Here is a 19,857-nt window from a genome sequence, read left to right as displayed (position 1 = left end):
GGGTTGTCCGGCCTTGTCCATTGGAGGCCTATCCGACGTTCACGGTGCGCAGGCGCAACGCATTGCCGATGACGCTCACCGACGACAACGCCATCGCCGCGGCTGCAACGATCGGCGACAGCAGCAACCCGAAGAAGGGGTAGAGCACGCCGGCTGCCAAGGGAATCCCGGCAACGTTGTACGCGAATGAAAGGAACAGGTTCTGGCGGATGTTCCGCATGGTGGCATTCGACAGCACCCGGGCCCGCACGATACCCATCAGGTCGCCCTTGAGCAGGGTGACGCCAGCGCTTTCCATGGCGACATCGGTGCCGGTTCCCATCGCGATGCCGACCTCGGCAGCGGCCAAAGCCGGGGCGTCGTTCACGCCATCGCCGGCCATGGCGACCACGCGGCCTTCGGACTTCAGCCGCTGGACGACCGAGGCCTTGTCTTCGGGGAACACTTCCGCGACCACCTCATCGATGCCGAGCTGGCGCCCGACCGCCTCGGCGGTCGTCTTGCCGTCGCCGGTGAGCATCACGATCCGGACGCCGGCCGCCTTCAGCGCCTGCAGTGCGGACGGGGTCGTCGCCTTGATGGGGTCGGCAATGGCGACGAAGCCGGCCAGCTTGCCGCCTGCGCCCACGAAGATCACCGTGGCTGCCCGCTGGCGCCGGGCTTCTGCCGCCGCTTCGAGTCTGCCCACGTCGATGGAATGCTCGGCCAGGAACTTGGCGCTGCCCGAAACGACGAGCTCGCCGTCGACCGTGCCAATGACGCCCTTGCCGACCGGCGAGTCGAAGTCGGTGACCGGCGACAACGGCAGCTTGCGCTCCTGGGCCTCCATCACGATGGCCATGGCCAAGGGGTGTTCGCTGGCACGCTCGACGCTGGCGAGCTTCTGGAGCACGTCCTCGGCACTGAAGCCGGGCGCCGGCTCGATGTGGACCACCTTCGGGCGGCCTTCGGTGAGCGTGCCGGTCTTGTCGACCACCAGCGTGTCGACCTTCTCCATGCGTTCCAGCGCCTCGGCGTCCCGGATGAGCACGCCGTTCCGGGCGCCCCGGCCGACCCCGACCATGATGGACATGGGCGTGGCCAGGCCGAGCGCACAGGGGCAGGCGATGATGAGTACGGCCACCGCGGTGACGAGTGCGTAGCTGAAGGCAGGCGAGGGCCCCCAGGTCAGCCACACCGCAAAGGTCAGCAGGGCCACGAGGATGACGACCGGCACGAACCAGCCGGCGACCTGGTCGGCCATCCTCTGGATCGGGGCGCGGCTGCGCTGCGCGGCGGCCACCATGTGGACGATCTGCGAGAGCAGGGTGTCGGCACCGACCTTCTCGGCACGCATCACGAAGCCGCCGGTCTGGTTCAGCGTGCCCGCAGTGACCTTGGAACCCACGGCCTTCGAAACGGGAATGGGTTCACCCGTGACCATCGACTCGTCGACGTTCCCCTTGCCCTCGGTGAGCTCGCCGTCCACCGGCACCTTCTCGCCCGGGCGCACGCGCAGCAGGTCGCCGACCTGGATGGCATCGACCTGGACCGTCTCGTCCGTCCCGTCATGGCGAACCCTGAGCGCGGTCTTGGGCGCGAGGCCCAGCAGTGCCTTGATGGCGCCCGATGTCTTCTCGCGCGCCCGCAGTTCGAGGACCTGGCCGAGCAGCACCAGCACGGTGATCACCGCGGCTGCCTCGAAGTAGATCTGCACGGCACCGTCGGGAAGGCGCAGTTCCGCGGGGAACAGGTGCGGCGCCACCGTGCCGACCACGCTGTAGAGCCAAGCCGCCCCCGTGCCCAGTGCGATGAGCGAGAACATGTTGAGGCTGCGGTTTTTTACCGACGCGGCTGCGCGTACGAAGAAGGGCCAGCCGGCCCACAGCACCACGGGCGTCGCCAGGAGCAATTGAATCCAGTTCGACAGCTGTTGGCCGAGCAGGTGATTCAGATTGATCAGGTGGCCCCCCATCTCCAACGCAAACACGGGGGCGGTGAGCGCGGTACCGATCCAGAAGCGCCGGGTCATCCCGCGCAGCTCGGGGCTTTCGCCAGCCGCCTCGGTCGCCACGACCGGCTCCAGCGCCATGCCGCAGATCGGGCAACTGCCGGGCCCCATCTGCCGGATCTGCGGATGCATCGGGCAGGTGTACTCCACCTGCTCGCCCGAGGGCATCGTGACCGGTGATTTCGCCTCCGAAGGGATGTGATGGGAGGAGTGTCCTGAATGGCTGTGAGCGGGGCGGTGTTGTTCCGTGGTGGATGGCGGCATGGCGTTCTCCTGTTCTTGTTCGCCAGTTTCAACCTTGCCAGCGTGGGAAGGTCAAGGGGGCGGTCTGCGCCCGTGCGGCCTATCGCAACTGGAAAGCGCCGGACACACGCTACACGCTGGTGGGCATGCCGCTGGTGCGGGAGGACTGAGCCGGCGGCGGCTCGATGCTGGCGGCGCGCGGCCGCCCGTCAAGAGCTGTCGGGTCTGATGTCGGGTGCGGGAATTGGGGACACGCCCTGTGCCTTCGCAGCGCTTGATTGCGCGGCCATCGCTGCCTTGAAGCCTGGTCGTGTTCGCAGACGCGCCCAGTAAGCCGCCACCGAGGGGGTGAAGCGCTCGGCAAGGCCCAGATGCTCGGCCAGCAACAACGCGTAGCCCACAGACACGTCGGCCGCAGTGAAGCGCCCGGCGCAAAGATGGTCGTGCTCCGCGAGCAGCGGCTCCAGTGTTCGCAGGCGCGCCAGGAACCACTTGGCATAGTCGTCGGCAACCTGCGGCTGCTTTCGCTCAGCCTCTTCGAAGTGTGCGTACCGCAAGACGAGCGTCTGCGGAAAGGTCAAGGTCGCCTCGCCGAAATGCAGGTAGTTGAGATAGGGCCCGAACTCTGGCTCGTCACGACCTACATCCAGTTGGCCCGGTGAAAAGCGCGCAGCCAGGTATTGGCAGATCGCGGCCGATTCGGTCATTCGCATGGCGCCGTCGGACAGCATCGGTACCGTGCCGAGCGGGTTGACCTCGAGATAGGGCCGGGACAGCACGCGCGGCGGAAAGGGCAGCATCTTGAGGTCGTAGGAAAGCCCGATCTCTTCGAGCATCCAGAGGGGCCGGAACGAGCGTGCGCTGACGCAATGGTGCAGGGTGATCATGTTTTGGTGACCTCTGGGTCGTGCCTGGTGGCCGCAGCGTACCTGGTTGAGCAACTGCTCATCGGGGCGAGACGAACAAGGACTCGATCTCCCGGGCAGCAGAGGCGATGCGTGCCTGCATGCCGTGCAAGTGTTCTGGGGACGAGTACCGCGTGCTTGTTCCCGAGAGCGAAAGCGCGCCGAGCAACTTGCCTCTCGCATCGAAGACAGGCGCGGCGACGGCCGCAAGTTCGGGATCACGTTCGCCGATGCTTGTCTGAACCACGTCTGCATCGCCAGTGGGTCGACCTCCTTCGAACAGCCTCAGCACCCGTCCTCCAGCTCCACGCTCCGTCGGCAACACGTCCCCGACCTTCAAGACATGGCCGACTGCATGGTGGCCCGCAGCAAGCGCCACACACAACCGCAGATCACCGTGCCTCACGAAGAAGCTGGCGGTCTCTCCGGATTCCTTGGCGATCCGATCGATGACCGGCTGCACGACCGCTGCGATTCCTTGCGTGGTGTCGCCCGTGGCCTCGAGAACAGCTGTCGCCGGCCCCAGGCGATAGCGCTCATCGGCGTCCTTCACCGCGAACGAATAGCGCATCAACGACCGAAGCAACCGCGATGCCGTGGCCTTGTCGAGTTGGGTTGCACGAGCCAGATCGCTGAGCTTCTGGCCTTCGTCCTTGCGCAGCGCCATCAAAAGGCGAAGTCCGCGTTCGAGGGCGTTGACCCCGAGACCTTTCGGAGACGCAGCTTGGGGCGTACTTTCGTTGATTGACATCGGTTGTCTCGGCTTCTATAGTTTCATGCAACGATCATATAGGATCATCAGATGAAACACAAGCGCGATGAAGCCAGCACAGAACTGCCGTTGGCCGGCGTGAAGGTTCTTGATTTCGGTCACACCGTCATGGCGCCGACCTGCGGGCTCGTTCTTGCGGACCTGGGTGCCACGGTCGTGCGTATCGAGCGGGTGGAGGGAGACCCGACGCGTACCCTGGCAGGCTTCGGCTCGGGCTTCTTCGGGTACCTGAACAGGAACAAGGAAAGCGTGGCGGTCGATCTGAAGAATCCGCAGTCACGTCCCATTCTGGAAAGCGCCATCCAGTGGGCTGACGTCCTGATCGAGAACTTCGGCCCCGAAGTCATGACGCGCCTGGGCTACGGCTATGCCGCTGCAAGCAAGTTGAACGAGCGTGTCGTCTACTGTTCTCTGAAAGGCTTCTTGCCCGGCCCCTACGAAGCCAGGACCGCGCTGGACGAGGTCGTCCAGATGATGGGCGGCCTGGCCTACATGACCGGGCCGGCCGGACGCCCGATCCGTGCAGGCGCATCGATCGTCGACATGGCGGGCGGCATGTTCGGCGTCATCGGCATCATGGCGGCCCTTCGCGCACGCGAGCAATCCGGACGCGGCGCCTTGGTCACCAGCGCGCTGTACGAAACCACGGCATTCCTGGTCGGCCAGCACATGGCCATGGTGCAGCTGGGCGGCACTGAACTGGTACCCATGCCCGACAGAACGCAGGCGTGGGGCGTGTACGACCTGTGCCAATGTTCCGATGGCCAGATGTTCATCGGCCTCACGAGCGATGCGCAGTGGCTGCGCTTTTGCAACGAGTTCGGCTTCGACCAACTGCGCGACGACCCACGCCTCGCAAACAACACGGCTCGAACGGCTGCACGCAGCTGGATGCTGCCGCGCTTGAACGAGGCCCTGTCGGCGTTCTCGATGGCGCAGGTGCAGGCGCATTGCATTCGGGCGCAGGTCCCGTTCGGACCTGTGCGCACACCCCTCGACCTGCTCGACGACGAGCACCTCGGCGCAAACGGCTCCTTGCTGGATGTCTGGGTGGAAGACAAGCATGCGGCACTCCCGGCAATGCCGTTCCGCATCGACGACCAGAAGCCTGCAGTTCGCCTGCAGCCACAAGGGGTGGGCGCGCAGACGGCCAAGTACCTCGAGGCGTGGGGGCTGTCAGCAGCGGATTCACGCGAACTCTTTGCATCAGGCGCCGTCGCCGGCCCGCATTGACGGCGCAAGAACGCATCGGGCCGCGACGCAGCGCAGCCGCACAACAGGATGAGTTTCGCGCACACATCAACCACACGGAGACAACATGCCCCACCTGAACCGAAGAATGATCGTCACCGCGCTTGCAGGCCTCGTCGCCACATGCGGGCCCGCCTACGCAGCCGACGCGTACCCCAGCAAGCCCATCCGGATGATCACGCCGAACTCGGCCGGCTCGGGCGCCGACAACATGACACGACGCCTGGCCGACCAGATGTCCAGGGCATTGAAGCAGCCTTTCGTCGTGGAGAACATACCGGGTGCCGGCGGCGTCGTGGGCACCGAAGCCCTGCTGCGCGCCCCTGCAGACGGATACGCCATTGCGGTCATCAGTTCGAACTACGTCGTGTTTCCTCACGTCTACAAGAAGCTGTCGTTCGATGCGATGAAGGACATCACGCCGATTGCAGCCATTGCGACGGCCCCGATGGTTCTGGTCGCGCGTTCGGAACTGCCCGTGAGCAATGTCGGTGAACTCAAGGCGCTCGCGTTGAAACAGCCGAACAAGCTCACGCTCGGTTCCTCCGGCAACGGAACGATTCTTCACCTTGCAGGGATGTTCATGCAGGACAAGGGGCAGTTCTCGCTGATGCATGTTCCATACAAAGGCGTGGCGCCGGTTCTTCCCGATCTCGTCAGCGGCGTGGTCGATGTGGCCTTCATGTCATACGCCGCCGTGGAAGGATTGGTCCAACAGGGTCGACTCAAGGTGCTGGCGGTATCGAGTGCCAAGCGTGCCCCGGCGCTGCCCGATGTGCCGACCCTGTCTGAAACCATTCCCGGCTGCGTCCTGGAAGCCTGGTACGCCTTGATCGGTCCCAAGGGAATGCCGCCTGACATCGTTCGCAAGCTCAACGAGACCATCAACACGACCCTGCAAAGTCCGGCTTTTCAGCACCAGATCGCGGCCGAAGGGGCGGTGATCTCGCCCATGGCGCCGGACCAGTTCAAGGCGTTCATGGCGTCCGAGTACGTCAAGCACGGCGAATTGGTCGCGCGCTCCGGAGTCGTCATCCAGTAACCGGCACCGTCTTGCCATGGCGCCACGCACCCTGTTCCAGAAGCTCTGGGACCAACATCACGTCGCCGACCTTCCGGGCGGCGAGTCGCTGATCCACATCGATCGGCACCTGCTCTACGAGATCACGAGTCCCCAGGCATTCGAGAGCTTGCGATCCACCGGGCGCACCGTGCGCAATCCGGAGCTGACCTACGGAACAACCGACCACCTCATCGCTACGGAACCCGGCCGCGGAGACGACACGGTCGAAGGAGGGAAAAGACTCATCCAAGCCTTCCGCAAGAGCACGCGTGAGCACGCGATACGGCACTTCGATGTGCACGATCCGCAGCAAGGCATTGTTCACGTCATCGCGCCTGAACTCGGCATCGCGCTGCCCGGCGTCACCCTGGTCTGTGGAGACAGCCACACCGGAACGGTCGGCGCCCTGGGTGCATGGGCCTGGGGAATCGGTACATCTTCGGTCGAGCAGGTGCTTGCAACACAGACGCTGGCGGTTCGCAAACCGAGAACGATGCACATCCGCGTGGATGGCTTCCTGGGCAATGGCGTCACCGCCAAGGACCTCATCCTGTACCTGATCGGTCGGATCGGCACTGCGGGTGCGACGGGTTATGCAGTCGAGCTGTCAGGCCAAGCCATCTCGGCAATGCCGATGGAGGGCAGGTTCACCCTGTGCAACATGGGTGTGGAAGCGGGAGCCAGGACGACGTTGATCGCGCCGGACGAAACCACCTTCGACTACGTCAGGGGACGCGAATTCGCGCCCGCTGGCGATGCGTTCGAGAAGGCTGTCTCGCACTGGCGCCAACTTGCGAGCGATGCCGGTGCCGTCTACGACGCCGAGCTCTGCTTCGACGCAAGCGTCGTCGCTGCGCAAGTCACGTGGGGCACCAGTCCGGACCAGGCGATTGCACTCGATGCAGCGGTGCCTGATCCGGCGGGCATCCTGGACAAGGAAGAGCGCGAGGCTGCGCAACGTGCCATCGAATACATGGGCATTCGACCGGGAAAGCCACTGCTTGGCCTGAAGATCGACAACGTCTTCATCGGGTCCTGCACCAACAGCCGCATTTCCGACCTTCAGGCCGCGGCCGCCGTCGCACGAGGCCGGAAGGTCGCCGGGCATGTGCGCGCCATCGTGGTTCCGGGGTCGATGACCGTGAAGCGAGAGGCGGAAGCACTCGGCCTGGATCGCATCTTCCTGGATGCAGGATTCGAGTGGCGCGAGCCCGGGTGCTCGATGTGCGCCGCCGTGAATGGCGATCGTGTCCCAGCGGGAAGCCGTTGCGTGTCGACTTCGAACCGCAACTTCGAGGGGCGTCAGGGGCCCGGTGCGCGAACGCATCTCGCCAGCCCGGCGGTGGCGGCCGCAGCAGCCATCGCCGGCGAGCTGACCGATACCCGAAACCTCGGAGCAAGCTGATGGAACCGTTCATTCGATTGCAAGGCACTGCGGCGCCGCTGCCCAGAGTCAACGTCGACACCGACGCCATCATCGCAGCCCAGCATGTCTACACGCTGTCGAAAGCCGGGCTGGGAAAGTATCTCTTTCATCGATGGCGATATGGCGGGGACGGCAGCGAGACGCCGGAGTTCGTGCTGAACCGAGAGCCTTTCCGGCGCGCCTCGATCCTCGTTGCGCGCGCAAACTTCGGCTGCGGCAGCTCTCGAGAGCACGCGGTCTGGGCAATCGCCGACTTCGGGTTCCGCAGCATCATTGCCCCGTCGTTTGCATCCATCTTCTATGAGAACTGCATCAAGAACGGCATCCTGCCGGTGACCCTGGCAGAGGAGGCGGTGGAAGAGCTATTGACCGTCCTGGAGCAGGACCTGGGCGCGACAGTGACCGTGGATCTGCGCTCGTGCCAGGTGGTGTTTCCCGATCGATCGATCCACGCCTTCGAGATCGACGATGCGCGCCGTGACACCTTGCTCCAGGGGCTGGATCCCATCACTCTCGCTGCAAGCCACGAGGAAGACATCGCCGCCTACCAGCGCAGGGACCGCCAGGCACGTCCGTGGGTGTGGGCTCAACGCATCGATACGAAGGATGGCCTCCCATGACGACACCCACGCCTGTGATCGTTCGCGAAGTCGGCTTGCGCGACGGTCTCCAAAGCATCGCCAGGACGATCCCGACGGAGCAGAAACTCGAATGGCTGCATGGCGCGTACGCAGCAGGCTTGCGCGAGATCGAAGTCGGCTCTTTCGTGCCGGCGCGGCTGCTTCCCCAGTTGGCGGACACGGCGGACCTGGTGGCCAGCGCAAGGAGCCTTCCGGGGCTGGTGACGTCCGTACTGGTTCCCAACCTCAAGGGCGCGCAAGCCGCGTTGGACAGCGGCGCGGACGCCATGTTGCTGCCCCTGTCCGCGAGCCATGCCCACAGTTTGGCCAACTTGCGCAAGACGCCCGATGAAGTAGTGGCGGAAATCGCCCGCATCCGCAGCCTGCGCGACGGCAGCGGATCGAACTGTTTGCTCGAGGTCGGCCTCAGCACGGCGTTTGGTTGCACGATCCAGGGTGTCGTCGCTGAAACCGAAGTGCTGAGGCTGTTGCAAGCGGTGCTGGATGCCGGGGCTGACCGCGTTGGACTTGCCGACACTGTGGGCTATGCGCAGCCGATGCAGGTGAAACGCTTGTTCGAGAAGGGGTTCGCCGTTGCTGGCGATCGCCTGGCGTGTGGACATTTCCACGACACGCGGGGACTGGGGCTTGCCAACTCGTTCGCGGCTTGGGAGGTCGGGGTCCGTCGATTCGATGCCTGCACTGCCGGCATTGGCGGATGCCCGCATGCACCGGGCGCGAGCGGCAATGTGTCTACCGAAGACGTGGCCTTCCTATTTGCAAGCATGGGCGTGCCGACAGGCTTGGATTTCGACGCGCTCATCGCACTGCGCGGCAGGGTTGCGCAGTGGTTGGAAGGGGAGACTCTTCACGGCGCCGTGTGGCGTGCGGGGCTGCCCAAGACGATGCTGCTGGGAACGTAGATACCCAAGAGCCATTCAGGGCAACGACGCAACGCAACGATAGCTCTCCGCCTTGGTCGCATCGCCCGCCACATACGCCGGGTGGTTCGGGTAGCGGCACATGGGGCGCGTCGCCAGGGTGGTGAATGGAGCAGTGGGCGAGTTGCGTACCTGCACGAGTGCATCGGCTGGCGCGCTGCCACTCGTCACCCAGTTGTCGAGCGTCGTGAGCAAATCGTGGTTGGTGGGAACTTCGGTGCCTGTCGTGAGGCTTGCCGCCGTACCGCCGTGATTCGACGCGGGTGACACGTAGAGGCGCACGAACTCGTCGACCACCGGCTGCGTCAGCTTGTCGACGACGCTCTGGTAGTACTGGATGCCGGCCACCGCGCTCTGCGCCCAGTCACCCGAGTTCTCGCGAATGATGAGCTTGCCACCTCGTGCGTGAAAGGCTGCGAGATCGGGATTGGTCGAGTCCATCAGCGCCGACACCTCCTGGATGCGCGCCTGGAAGTTCGAGGCGTTCCAGGTGCGGATGTCGAAGGCGGCGTTCTTCGCGATCACGTAGCGGGCGTAGTTGCTGCCGTAGATCACACCGCGAGCATCTGTCGCGGTGGGTGGCAGGTTGGGCGCTTTGCCGGTCGTCACCCAGCGTCCCACGCCTTCGCCGCCGGGTTGGATCTCGCCGCCGTACAGGCGGCCCGGGTAGGTGGTGAGACCGTTGGCAAGCGGGAAAGGCATCACCGTCGGCCCGTACGAAGCTTCGAGTACGGCAAGTTGCGCGTCGGAAAGACAGGTGTCGCCCGTGTCCGCACCGCCAGGGCAGCGTAGCGTCTGCAGGTCGACACGCGACGGGCAAGCGAGGTAGTTGCTCACCACACCGTCCGCGCTGTTGTCGAGTGCGTCGCACGCGGTGTTCACGTAGTTGGCGAGCACGCGCACCTTGTTGGCGTTGATTGCGCCGCCGGAGAACTGCGGCAGCTGGTAGTTGATGAAGCCGTTGAAGAGCCCCGTCCAGTGGATCACCGGCACGACCGACACGATGCCATCGAAGTCTTGCGGGTAGCGCTGCGCCATGGCGAGGCCTTCGCGCCCGCCTTCGGACCCTCCGTAGAAGTATTGCCTGGATGGTGTGCGCAGGTAGTACTGCTGCAGCAACACGTGCGCGACATCCTTGACCTTCTTGTATGACTGATGCGCGAAATTCAGGAACATCTCGTCGTTCAGCGCGAACTTGGCAGGGTCGGCTGCTCCGTAGCTCGTGCCGTCGTGGCCGGAGTCGGTGCCGAAGGTCGCGAAACCTTGGGTGATCGGCTGGGCCTGGCCTGGGGCTGCGTCGCGCAGCGGCGCGACCGCATCGATGAGCGTGCCGTTGAAGCCGCCGCCGCCCACCATGACCGCCTTTCCGTTCCACGCGGTCGGCAGGTTGAGTTGGAAGCGTATCGGATCGGCACCCGCAGTGAGGGGAGCGATCGATCCCTGAACCTTGCAATATTCGGCGAAAGCAGGCGCGGTGGTGACAGCCGGCACGAGTACGGCCGACGACACGGTTGCACTGCCGCTGGCCAGGCCGATCTGCCGCGGCGCGACCGTCTTGCCGGCCATGCCGACGCAAGCTTGTGCGAGCGACGTCTTGTCCGGAACGGGCAGGAGGACCGCATTGCCGCCACCGCCGCATGCGGCAAGCAGTGCCGAGCAGGCGACGAGGCTACCGACGCCGGCCCAGCGGCTTGAATGCTCTTCTCCAGTCATACGTGTCTCCGGTCTCGGCTCCTTGGGGCGTTGCAGATCACAGGGATGGCGGCACCTGCCGCCTCCTTGAACTTGCACTTTAGTGCCTAACAGCAGCTCGAGGCCGCACAGCGCATGAAGCACTATGCCTATGGCCCGAAGCCGCAATCCAAAGGGTAAACCCGGATCTAGGGAATACACCGTGCACTGAGAAGAGCGCTTTGGGCCGGGCAACCCGGTCTGAAAACTCAGCTCACGTTGGTGGTGCTGGCGCAATATAGTGCATGTTCTCTGGAGACGCGAGCGTCTGCGGGGCCGATCTGGTGTAGGCGTGGTGGCGGCCGCGTCGAGCGCGATGGGCGCCACAGTGAGGACGGCTCTCGCCCATTGTCAGGAGCGCATCGCGGATTTCCACGACGGCAGGATCTGCCGTAGCGACTCGCACAACCGCAGCCTGCTTTGCGCAAGACCCTCATTGCAGCATCGGCGCGAGGGGCACGCAGCCTAAGCTTCTGGACATCCAAAGGCTCACCCTCAGCCCCGAGGTCTTCAGTGAAATCAACGCGCAACTCGCAGGAGCAATCATGACCGTGGCCATCGTGCTGCATCGCGCCGACGGCGCACCCGTCTCAACCTCTTTCCGCAGGGCGGCGTTCGGCAAGAACGATCCTTTTTCGCGGCATCGCGAGATCGCGTGGGAAGGGCCAGGCGCCATGATCGCGGGCCGGACCAGCTTCATCGGTGAGCTCGAAGTTGCGAGCTTTCCTCACATCGAAACCATCGTCGTGGTGGAAGGAGAGCTGACCCTGACGGCGTTCGGAGAGGCCCCGCTGGTGCTCGGTCCGGGAGCGGGCGCTGTCATCGGATGCGGTACCGCGCTTCACATCCACGCCGCATCCCGCGTGCGCTTTTCCTTTTGCGCGGCCGCTTGCGAGAAACCGACAAAGCGCGGCCTGATCCCCTTGCGTGCCGAGGCCGACTTCAAGTCGTCCACGCCGCCGCCGGCGGAGACGCTGCTGGGCCCGACGCCGCAATGCCGCAGCGACAATGTCTTCACCGACGACGGTGCGGACTACCGTGCAGGCACCTGGGACTCGACGCCCTACCACCGGGTCGTTCGCCCGCATCGCATGAACGAGTTCATGCACCTGCTGGCCGGCAGCGTGCGATTCGCAGCGCCGGATGGCAGCGTGCTGTCGGTGGGCACCGGCGATGCGCTCTTCGTGCCTCAGGGAGCGCCGATCGGATGGGAAAGCAGCGATCGCGTGGCGAAGTTCTACGTGGTTCAAAGCGTCCAGGCCTGAATCGACGAGCGAGATTGATCATGTCCCCTCCGCTGCGCCACATCAATACTTCGCCCAGGCTGCCCGCCTCCGCTGACGTCGTCGTGATCGGCGGCGGCATCATCGGCGTCTTTACTGCCTACTACCTGGCCGAGCGCGGTGTTTCAGTCGTCCTGGTCGAGAAGGGCAGGATCGGCGCCGAACAATCGAGCCGCAACTGGGGCTGGTGCCGGCAGCAGAACCGCGACGCTCGCGAACTGCCGATAGCGAGCAAGAGCCTCGACCTGTGGGAACAGTTTGCCGCCGAGAGCGGTGAAGACACGGGCTTCCATCGCTGCGGGCTCTTGTATCTCAGCAATGACGAGGCCGAGATTTCCCGCTGGGCCCGCTGGCACGATTTTGCGAGAACCGCAGGCGTGACGACCTACATGCTGAGCAGCCGTGAGGCCGCCGAGCGCGGACAGGCGACCGGCCGCGCCTGGAAAGGCGGCGTCTTCTCGCCCAGCGATGGCACCGCCGATCCTGCCAAGGCTGCGCCGGCCGTGGCCGCTGCACTCATCAAGCTCGGGGGCAGCGTCCATCAGAATTGCGCTGCCCGCGGCATCGAGACGGAAGGCGGACGGGTCAGCGGCGTGATCACGGAAGCCGGGGTCGTCAAGACCAGGACGGTCGTGCTTGCCGGTGGCGCCTGGGCTTCATCGTTCTGCCGCCAGCTCGGCATCCGCTTTCCCCAGGCCTCGATCCGCCAGTCCATCCTGAGCGTGTCCCCTGTGGAGCATCGCTTGCCCGATGCCGTGGTCAGCGGGGGCGTGTCCGCCACGCGCCGCAACGACGGACGCTACGCACTGGCCATCAGCGGACGCGCACGCGTGGATCCGACAGGGCAGTTCTTGCGCTTCGCTCCGCAATTCGTGCCGATGTTCGCCAAGCGCTGGCGCAACCTTCTGCCAGGAGGACTGGAAGGCCTTCGTGGTGGCCACGAAACGCTGAAGCGGTGGAAGCTCGATGCGCCGACGCCGATGGAGCGGGTGCGCATCCTGGATCCGAAGCCCGATGCGGCGGCGGTCAGGGAGACCCACCGCCGTGCCGTCGAACTGCTGCCGCAGCTGCGCGAAGCAAAGATCACGCACGCCTGGGCCGGCTTCGTCGACAGCACGCCGGACGGTGTTCCCGGCATCGGCGAGGTGCCGTCCATACCGGGGTTCATCCTGGCCGCGGGCTTTTCGGGACATGGCTTTGGAATCGGCCCTGGCGCCGGCCATCTGATCGCGGACCTTGCGACCGGTGCCGAACCGATCGTGGATCCCGTGCCGTACCAGCCGGGACGGTTCAGCAGCTCAGCATGGGGCAAGGTCGCCGATTTCTAGGCCGCGCCTGCGACGCGATAGCCGGGCACCAAAGGCATACGTGTTTTCGAGCGATGTCATCGTTGTTGGCGGCGGCCTGGTCGGCACTGCGGTGGCCTACGGGCTGGCGCAGCTCGGCAAGAACATCACGGTCCTGGATGAAGGCGACGATGTGTTTCGCGCTTCGCGCGGGAACTTCGGCTTGATCTGGGTTCACGGCAAGGGGCGCGGCGTTCCCCACTATGCCCGCTGGACCCGCGAATCCGCCCGGCAGTGGCCCACGCTGGCGGCGCGGCTTCAAGGCGAAACAGGCATCGATGTCCAGGCTCGGCAGACCGGTGCCTTCAACCTGTGCTTTTCCGACGCCGAGCTCGAGGCGCGCCGGGAGCGGCTTGCCGCCGTGCGCGATGAAGTGGGCGGCGAATATCCCTACGAGATCCTGGACCGCGCGGCCCTGCTGCGGCGATTGCCGCACGTCGGACCGAAGGTGGCCGGCGCCAGCTACTCGCCGATGGACGGCCATGTCAATCCGCTCAAGCTGCTGCGTGCCCTGCACACGGCGTGCACCCGGCAGGGCGTGATGTTGAAGACAGGCCACGGCGTGGAGCGCATCACGCACGCAGACGGCCTGTTCACGGCTCACGTCCGAGGGCAGCAGTTTCGCGCACCCAAGCTCGTACTGGCCGCGGGGCTCGGCAACGCACGCCTGGCCGGTCAAGTCGGCCTCCACGCGCCGGTGCGGCCGAATCGCGGGCAATTGATCGTGACCGAGCGCACCCAAAAGCTCTTCGAGCATCCCACAGGGCATATCCGACAGACCGACGAGGGCGGCATCCAGATCGGGGAGTCCATGGAAGATGCGGGCTTCGACGACAGCACGACGACCGGCACCTTGGCCGAGCTCGCGCGCCGCGCCGTCACCAGTTTTCCCGTGCTCGGCCAGCTCAATGTGGTTCGGGTATGGAGCGCGTTGCGGGTGATGACGCCCGACGGTTATCCGATCTACCAGGAATCGAAATCCTGCCCCGGCGCCTACGTCGTCACGTGCCACAGCGGCGTGACCCTGGCCGCGGCCCACGCCTTTCGCATCGCCCCGTGGATCAATGGCGCAGCCGCGCCAGAGGAGCTGAACGCTTTTCAGGGCGATCGCTTTTCCGCGGCGGACCCTCCGGCACAGCCGCTGGACCACCACCATGCCCACTGAACCGCTCTTTCACCCGATCTTGGCCGCAACCGAGCCCTTCATCGATGTCGAGTTCGACGGTCGCCGCCTTGCGGTGGCGGGCCAGTGCTCGGTGGCCGCCGCCTTGCTGGCGGCCGGTGTGTCGCGCTTTCGGTCCACCCCCGTGTCGGGTGCGCCACGTGCTCCCTATTGCATGATGGGCGTCTGCTTCGAATGCCTGCTGGAAATCAACGGGATGGCCAATCGCCAGGCCTGCCTCGTGCAGGTTCAGCCGGGCATGAAGATCCGCCCGCAGGAAGGCGCCCGCAGCTGGGAGCCCATCCACACTGCCGGCGGCGGCAGCAACGAGAGCACCACCGAGGTGGAAGCCATGCCTGACGCGGTGGACGGCAATGTGGATGTCGCTGTCGTGGGGGCAGGTCCGGCGGGTCTCGCAGCGGCCGCCACCGCGGCGGAACTGGGGCTGTCGGTCGCGCTGCTCGATGAGCAGGCGCATCCGGGCGGCCAGATCTACCGCGACGTCACGCGGGCGGGTGTCGATCGGCTGCAGGTGCTCGGGGACGACTACGCGGCAGGCCGAGCGCTGGTGGAGCGCTTCGCGCAATCGACGGCGCGGCACGTGGGTGGCGCGTCCGTCTGGAACATCTCGCGCGATCGCGTCATTCACTACTTGAAGGATGGGCGGTCGCAGTCCATGACTGCCCGTCAGGTCATCCTGTGCACGGGTGCGATGGAGCGGCCATTTCCGATCCCGGGCTGGACGCTGCCGGGCGTGATGACGGCGGGGGCGGCGCAAATCCTTCTCAAGAGCGCCGGCGTGGCGCCATCGCAGCCGGTCGTGCTGGCCGGCTGCGGACCGTTGCTGTACCTGCTGGCCTCGCAGTACTTGCGGGCCGGTGTGCGCATTGGAGCCATCGTCGACACCACGCAGCGCGGCGACTACCTGCGGGCGCTGCGCCATCTCGGCGGCGCGCTCGCTGGATGGCGCGACCTGAAGAAAGGCCTCGGCCTGGTCGGCAGCATTCGCTACGCAGGCATCCCCTACTACCGCGGAGCCACCGATCTCGCCGTGGAAGGCAGCGCACGAGCGAAGGCCCTGCGCTTTCGTATCGGAGCTAACTCGCATCGCGTGCAGACCGACCTCGTACTGCTGCACCAGGGCGTGGTGCCGAACAACCAGATCACGGCGTCGCTGCGCCTGGCGCATCGTTGGGACGACCAGCAGCTGTGCTGGGTGCCGAAGGCCGACGCCTGGGGCCGCCTCGAACTGGGCGGCTTCCTGGTCGCCGGCGACGGGCGTGGCATCGCCGGCGGGTTGGCAGCGGTGTTGCAAGGGCAGATCGCCGGCGTGGCCGCGGCGCACGACGCAGGGCGCATGTCCGAACGCGAACGCGACCGCCAGGCCGAGCCGCTGCGGTCGTCGCTTCGTCGCCAGCTGCACATCCGGCCTTTCCTCGATGCGCTCTACCGTCCCAAGATCGAGCATCGCGTGCCGGCCGACGACGTGATCGCCTGCCGCTGCGAGGAAGTCTCTGCCGGCGAACTGCGGCGTATGGTTGCTCTCGGTTGCCAGGGGCCGAGCCAGGCAAAAGCCTTCACGCGTTGCGGCATGGGCCCCTGCCAGGGCCGCCTATGCGGCCTCACGGTCACCGAGGTCATCGCGCATGAGCGCGGTGTTTCTCCGGCCGAGGTCGGCCACTACCGGATCCGCCCTCCCATCAAGCCGATCACGCTCGAAGACCTGGCCGCACTTTGATCCGAGGGCCACCTCGCCAACGCCGGAACACGACAAGACGCCCATGCCGTCGGTGCAGATCTGGTTGCGAATCTGCGGCCCTCCTGGCGATGCTCATTTCATAAGCAGCATCGCCACCACGGCTGCAACGACCGCCAAGGCGACGAAAGACAAGTTCCGGCGCCATCCCGCGGCAACCTTCTCGCGCTCCTCTTGACGGAGGTCCCAGAGTGCTTCCTGGAGCTGGGACGGGTTGGTGTCGAGCTCTGCCTCGAAGCGGTTGTGATTGCTGATCTTGTTTGCCATGCCGTCGGGTCTGAGAAAGTTGCGGAAGGCGAAAGTGTAGCCATTTGTACTACTTCGAAGCCGGGCAGGCGATGCTAGATGTGAACTTTTTAACTAAATTCAACTAAGCATCTGCTCAGCTAGAACGCACGCCCAGAATGTGGCGCCCACACCAGCTATCTAGCTCGACAGCTGCCTGACGACTCGGCGGACTTCCATCAAATAGTCCGGAATTGCTGGCTTGTCCTGCAGCTCAGGCGCTGGGCAGGCCCGTTGTTCCGCCAGGGCGAGGCGCTGCAGAAGATCAATCCATTGCGCGCGCGTCAACGCGTTGCGCCGAGCACCTGTGCCAGTGATGTGGTCGACCATCCGCGACTCAGGGGCCGACAAAGGAGATAACCAGCGCTACCGTCAGGGCGATCGAGCCGATAGATACGGCTTCAACCAGGCGTTCCCGGAATGAGACGACGCGAACTTGTGTACCAAGGGGCGGCGGAAGGCTGCCGGAAATTGTGACTGGGTTCGGGGTCATGACCTGCACGCTTATTGCTCCACGTCCTACGGTTGTGTCAGACACCCACTATAGGGCAAAAGCGCTCAATCTGGGAAAATTTCACACGAAAAAGCGCGTCTAATGAATACCTAAGTAGCGCACCGGGAAGAATCCTTGCAAGCAGGACGAACACAGCCGGATCGTGGACCAGCAACCCGGCAAGAACGACGAGGCACGAATGAACTCAAGAACGCAGGCCAGGTATCGACGGCTGTTGGGCAGGGTCGCCGCAATGTCGACGATCTTGGTGCTCGGCTTGCTCAGCACGGAGATCATGTTTCCAACAATGCCAGGGGCACCTTTCGCATCGTCGCCTAGCGGGGAATTTCAACGATTGCTCCTGCTCATCGCGGTGGTCGTTGCTCTGGCGTCGTTCGCTGGCGCGATCGTCACGACTGTGCTGACGTGGCTGACGAAGTGGAAAGAACGGGAAGAGAACGCGAGCTCTGCGCCTAATGGTCGCTTCGGGCTTACTGCGGAACCCGCCAATGAACGTCTGCGTGCCCTCCGGGCGGTGACATTGGAAGAAATCTCAGCACGAGAGCCCGGACACCCGACCTGAGATCCTGCGGCCCAGGCTGTTGAAGCAGGGGGGAGCCGATTCCCAGGAGGGCGGACGACGGGGGGACCTCGCACCGGATCAAGTTCAACATGGAAAAAGCCCGCACTTGGCGGGCTTCGGTGTGTGGTCGTGAACTCTTACGCGGTCCACGCTACGTGCTTTGAGATGCAGTGTCGCCCAGTTGTTTTCTTGTCGGTGGCAACATTGATCGACTTTTCGCCGTGAGAAACGGTGACCCGCTCGGTCGTGAGCGGGTGAGGCATTGTACGACTCGTTCATGGTCGCGGCGGTTCCCGAACGCACCGCCAAATAGCTCTCCTGCGCGATTCACCTAGGCGTCGTCGCGAGGCCACCACCGCTTGAACCTGCGCAGCACCGGTAGCCCTCTTTTCTTCTTCGAAACGCGATTCAGGTTTTCGCCATAGAGGTCGCGCTGCAAGGCCACCGCCAGCTGCAGCGCGAGCAGGCTGTCTTCTGTGTAGACCCAAACACCGCGGACCACGAAGTTGCCGGGATTGCTCGGGTCTACCTGCGGCCGCGCATGCACGTCCGTCGCCCCGATGCTCCTGAGCAGTTCAGCGCGTGCTGCAGCGACCATCATGCCGTCGCCGTACACCTCGATCTCCCGCCTCAAGTTGAAGTGCACGCTCTGGATATGCCGAAAGCGCTCGACCAGGAACAGGGTGACCTCGACCAGAAGGAGCGGGCCGAAGTTGCGTTGCCTGCTTCCGACGGACGGCGAGGAAGAAAAACGACTGATGCGAACTTCCGACCTGTCCGGGCTGACTTCGATCGGTTCAACCGTGCCAAGGAAGCGGGTCCCGTCATGCACATGCATGGGCTCGCCCAGCTCGTAGGGCGACCCGCCCGGGCCGGTCAGGTGCAGTTTCTCAAAGATCAAGGTTCATCGGATTGATTCAGTGCCATTCAGTTGAATGACGTCCGGGAAGGATGACACATGCAGCTCTTGCCGATTTCCCTCATCAGAGGGAGCAAAGTGCCTTTGTTCGTGTTCCCACCTGCCGGATGCCACGCAGCGCCTGCGTCATCCCATCCACGAGTGGCGCATTGGCGGCATCGCGCAGGCGCACCACGCCGACGGGCGGCAGGTTCCACTGCAGGCGCTGTGGCATCACGCGCGCGCCACTCGCATCGGCCACCTCCTGCGCAATGTCGTCCGGCAGGATGGTGATCGCGTCGGGCATGTGTCGCAGCACGGAGACCAACGTCTTCTGCGCGTAGCCCTCGAGCATGGGGGCGGGCACCGGCTGTCCCGCCGAGGCAAAGATGGCATGGATCATCTGACGGATCGGCGTGTCCACCGGCGGAAAGATCCAGTGCAGGGACACGAAGGCCTCCCAGTCCAAGCCGCGCCGCAACAGGCGCTGGGCAGCCGCGCGCGACACCACCAGCCGCGGCTCCTGCTTGTAGAGAAACTCCTGCTCCAGCCCTGCTTCGGCGCTCGCCGGCGTGAAGCGGCAGATGGCGCAGTCGAGGGTTCGCGCCCGTACGGCCTGCACGAGCGCATGCGTCGTGGCTTCCTCGACCACAAACCCGAGGCGCGGCCGCAAGGCCAGCAGGTGCTGCCAGACGGCATCCTGCGTCACGCGCGAAAGAAAGGGGATGACGCCGATGCGCAGGCGTCCCTGAAGACCTGTCGCAAGTGCCGCCAGATCCCGGCCCAGCGACTCGGCATCCGCCAGTGCGATCCGGGCGCGCGCGAGCACCAGCGCGCCCGCGGCCGTAGGCTCCAGCCCGCGCCGGCTGCGCGTGAACAACGCGGTCATGAAGATGTCCTCGATCTCTCCGAGCGCCCGCGTGACCGTGGGCTGGCTCAAGCCCAGGTGCTGCGCCGCGCGGCTGACAGAGCGGTGGCGATCGAGCTCGGCCAGAAGCGCGAAATGGCGCAGCTTGAGGCGCGCAGCGAGATGTTGCAGGGTCGGCGCAGGCATGCCGCCATCCTAAGCGGGTGCATAGCGCTTAATGCATGCATTCATCAGCAAATAT

19 protein-coding genes and 1 pseudogene are annotated in these 19,857 nt (G+C 65.0%); 11 read left to right on the top strand and 9 right to left on the bottom strand.

Annotated features, from left to right (window positions below; translation table 11 throughout):
* Positions 1-28: 28 nt before the first annotated feature.
* The 3 genes from ACMGEZ_RS03035 to ACMGEZ_RS03025 form a co-directional block, all read right to left on the bottom strand.
* Positions 29-2,254 (bottom strand): copper-transporting P-type ATPase, encoded by a 2,226-nt coding sequence (locus tag ACMGEZ_RS03035; RefSeq protein ID WP_436820753.1) that lies wholly within the window; start codon positions 2,252-2,254, stop codon positions 29-31.
* A gap of 188 nt (positions 2,255-2,442) precedes the next feature.
* Positions 2,443-3,120 carry a glutathione S-transferase family protein gene (locus ACMGEZ_RS03030; protein ID WP_436820752.1) on the bottom strand — a complete coding sequence of 226 codons (678 nt, stop codon included), beginning with the start codon at positions 3,118-3,120 and terminating at the stop codon, positions 2,443-2,445.
* A 58-nt stretch (positions 3,121-3,178) separates the two neighbouring features.
* Entirely contained in the window at positions 3,179-3,889 is a 711-nt protein-coding gene (locus tag ACMGEZ_RS03025) for an IclR family transcriptional regulator (RefSeq protein ID WP_436820751.1), read from the bottom strand.
* Between the two features lie 51 nt (positions 3,890-3,940).
* Between ACMGEZ_RS03025 and ACMGEZ_RS03020 the strand changes: the two genes are divergently transcribed.
* The 5 genes from ACMGEZ_RS03020 (at position 3,941) to ACMGEZ_RS03000 (ending at position 9,193) form a co-directional block, all read left to right on the top strand.
* A complete protein-coding gene (locus ACMGEZ_RS03020) occupies positions 3,941-5,143 on the top strand; it encodes a CaiB/BaiF CoA transferase family protein (protein ID WP_436820750.1) in 1,203 nt (400 codons plus the stop codon).
* An 85-nt stretch (positions 5,144-5,228) separates the two neighbouring features.
* Positions 5,229-6,203 carry a Bug family tripartite tricarboxylate transporter substrate binding protein gene (locus ACMGEZ_RS03015; RefSeq protein WP_436820749.1) on the top strand — a complete coding sequence of 325 codons (975 nt, stop codon included), beginning with the start codon at positions 5,229-5,231 and terminating at the stop codon, positions 6,201-6,203.
* Between the two features lie 16 nt (positions 6,204-6,219).
* A complete protein-coding gene (leuC, locus tag ACMGEZ_RS03010; protein WP_436820748.1) occupies positions 6,220-7,629 on the top strand; it encodes a 3-isopropylmalate dehydratase large subunit in 1,410 nt (469 codons plus the stop codon).
* The gene (gene leuD / locus ACMGEZ_RS03005; RefSeq protein ID WP_436820747.1) at positions 7,629-8,270 is read left to right on the top strand and encodes a 3-isopropylmalate dehydratase small subunit; all 642 of its coding nucleotides are present in this window, start codon (positions 7,629-7,631) and stop codon (positions 8,268-8,270) included. The genes leuC and leuD overlap by 1 nt, the downstream gene beginning before the upstream one ends.
* Positions 8,267-9,193, top strand: a complete 927-nt coding sequence (locus tag ACMGEZ_RS03000) for a hydroxymethylglutaryl-CoA lyase (RefSeq protein ID WP_436820746.1) — start codon at positions 8,267-8,269, stop codon at positions 9,191-9,193. Before leuD ends, ACMGEZ_RS03000 begins: the two co-directional genes overlap by 4 nt.
* Positions 9,194-9,208: 15 nt before the next feature.
* Here ACMGEZ_RS03000 and ACMGEZ_RS02995 read toward each other — a convergent pair whose 3' ends face one another.
* The gene (locus tag ACMGEZ_RS02995) at positions 9,209-11,047 is read right to left on the bottom strand and encodes a tannase/feruloyl esterase family alpha/beta hydrolase (RefSeq protein WP_436820745.1); all 1,839 of its coding nucleotides are present in this window, start codon (positions 11,045-11,047) and stop codon (positions 9,209-9,211) included.
* 440 nt (positions 11,048-11,487) lie between these two features.
* Here ACMGEZ_RS02995 and ACMGEZ_RS02990 point away from each other — a divergent pair, with 440 nt between their 5' ends.
* The 5 genes and pseudogenes from ACMGEZ_RS02990 to ACMGEZ_RS02970 all read left to right on the top strand — a co-directional run bounded on the left by ACMGEZ_RS02990 (position 11,488) and on the right by ACMGEZ_RS02970 (position 16,471).
* Positions 11,488-12,207: a cupin domain-containing protein gene (locus tag ACMGEZ_RS02990; RefSeq protein WP_436820744.1), complete on the top strand. Its 720-nt coding sequence runs from the start codon at positions 11,488-11,490 to the stop codon at positions 12,205-12,207.
* A 20-nt stretch (positions 12,208-12,227) separates the two neighbouring features.
* Positions 12,228-13,553, top strand: a complete 1,326-nt coding sequence (locus ACMGEZ_RS02985) for an NAD(P)/FAD-dependent oxidoreductase (RefSeq protein ID WP_436820743.1) — start codon at positions 12,228-12,230, stop codon at positions 13,551-13,553.
* 91 nt (positions 13,554-13,644) lie between these two features.
* A complete protein-coding gene (locus ACMGEZ_RS02980) occupies positions 13,645-14,736 on the top strand; it encodes an NAD(P)/FAD-dependent oxidoreductase (RefSeq protein ID WP_436820742.1) in 1,092 nt (363 codons plus the stop codon).
* Positions 14,726-15,001, top strand: a pseudogene (locus ACMGEZ_RS02975) ((2Fe-2S)-binding protein); the annotation flags it as partial. The gene ACMGEZ_RS02980 and the pseudogene ACMGEZ_RS02975, both read left to right, overlap by 11 nt.
* Before the next feature lie 84 nt (positions 15,002-15,085).
* Entirely contained in the window at positions 15,086-16,471 is a 1,386-nt protein-coding gene (locus ACMGEZ_RS02970) for an FAD/NAD(P)-dependent oxidoreductase (protein WP_436820819.1), read from the top strand.
* Between the two features lie 93 nt (positions 16,472-16,564).
* On the opposite strand, the gene ACMGEZ_RS02965 is transcribed toward ACMGEZ_RS02970, so the two are convergent.
* From ACMGEZ_RS02965 to ACMGEZ_RS02955, 3 genes are all read right to left on the bottom strand, one after another.
* Entirely contained in the window at positions 16,565-16,756 is a 192-nt protein-coding gene (locus ACMGEZ_RS02965) for a hypothetical protein (RefSeq protein ID WP_436820741.1), read from the bottom strand.
* A gap of 159 nt (positions 16,757-16,915) precedes the next feature.
* Positions 16,916-17,104, bottom strand: coding sequence for a hypothetical protein (locus ACMGEZ_RS02960; protein ID WP_436820740.1), 189 nt, complete (start codon positions 17,102-17,104; stop codon positions 16,916-16,918).
* A 262-nt stretch (positions 17,105-17,366) separates the two neighbouring features.
* The gene (locus ACMGEZ_RS02955; RefSeq protein ID WP_436820739.1) at positions 17,367-17,564 is read right to left on the bottom strand and encodes a hypothetical protein; all 198 of its coding nucleotides are present in this window, start codon (positions 17,562-17,564) and stop codon (positions 17,367-17,369) included.
* 58 nt (positions 17,565-17,622) lie between these two features.
* Between ACMGEZ_RS02955 and ACMGEZ_RS02950 the strand changes: the two genes are divergently transcribed.
* Positions 17,623-17,850, top strand: coding sequence for a hypothetical protein (locus ACMGEZ_RS02950; protein WP_436820738.1), 228 nt, complete (start codon positions 17,623-17,625; stop codon positions 17,848-17,850).
* Between the two features lie 331 nt (positions 17,851-18,181).
* Here the strand turns inward: ACMGEZ_RS02950 and ACMGEZ_RS02945 are convergent, their stop codons facing one another.
* Together ACMGEZ_RS02945 and ACMGEZ_RS02940 are read right to left on the bottom strand one after the other, a co-directional pair.
* Complete coding sequence (locus tag ACMGEZ_RS02945) at positions 18,182-18,751, bottom strand: hypothetical protein (RefSeq protein ID WP_436820737.1); 570 nt, start codon at positions 18,749-18,751, stop codon at positions 18,182-18,184.
* Between the two features lie 82 nt (positions 18,752-18,833).
* Positions 18,834-19,802: a LysR family transcriptional regulator gene (locus ACMGEZ_RS02940; RefSeq protein ID WP_436820736.1), complete on the bottom strand. Its 969-nt coding sequence runs from the start codon at positions 19,800-19,802 to the stop codon at positions 18,834-18,836.
* Positions 19,803-19,857: the final 55 nt, after the last annotated feature.

The organism is Variovorax stachyos (genome assembly GCF_051400855.1).
Lineage (GTDB): Bacteria > Pseudomonadota > Gammaproteobacteria > Burkholderiales > Burkholderiaceae_C > Variovorax.
This window is presented reverse-complemented; position numbering and strand designations above follow the sequence as displayed.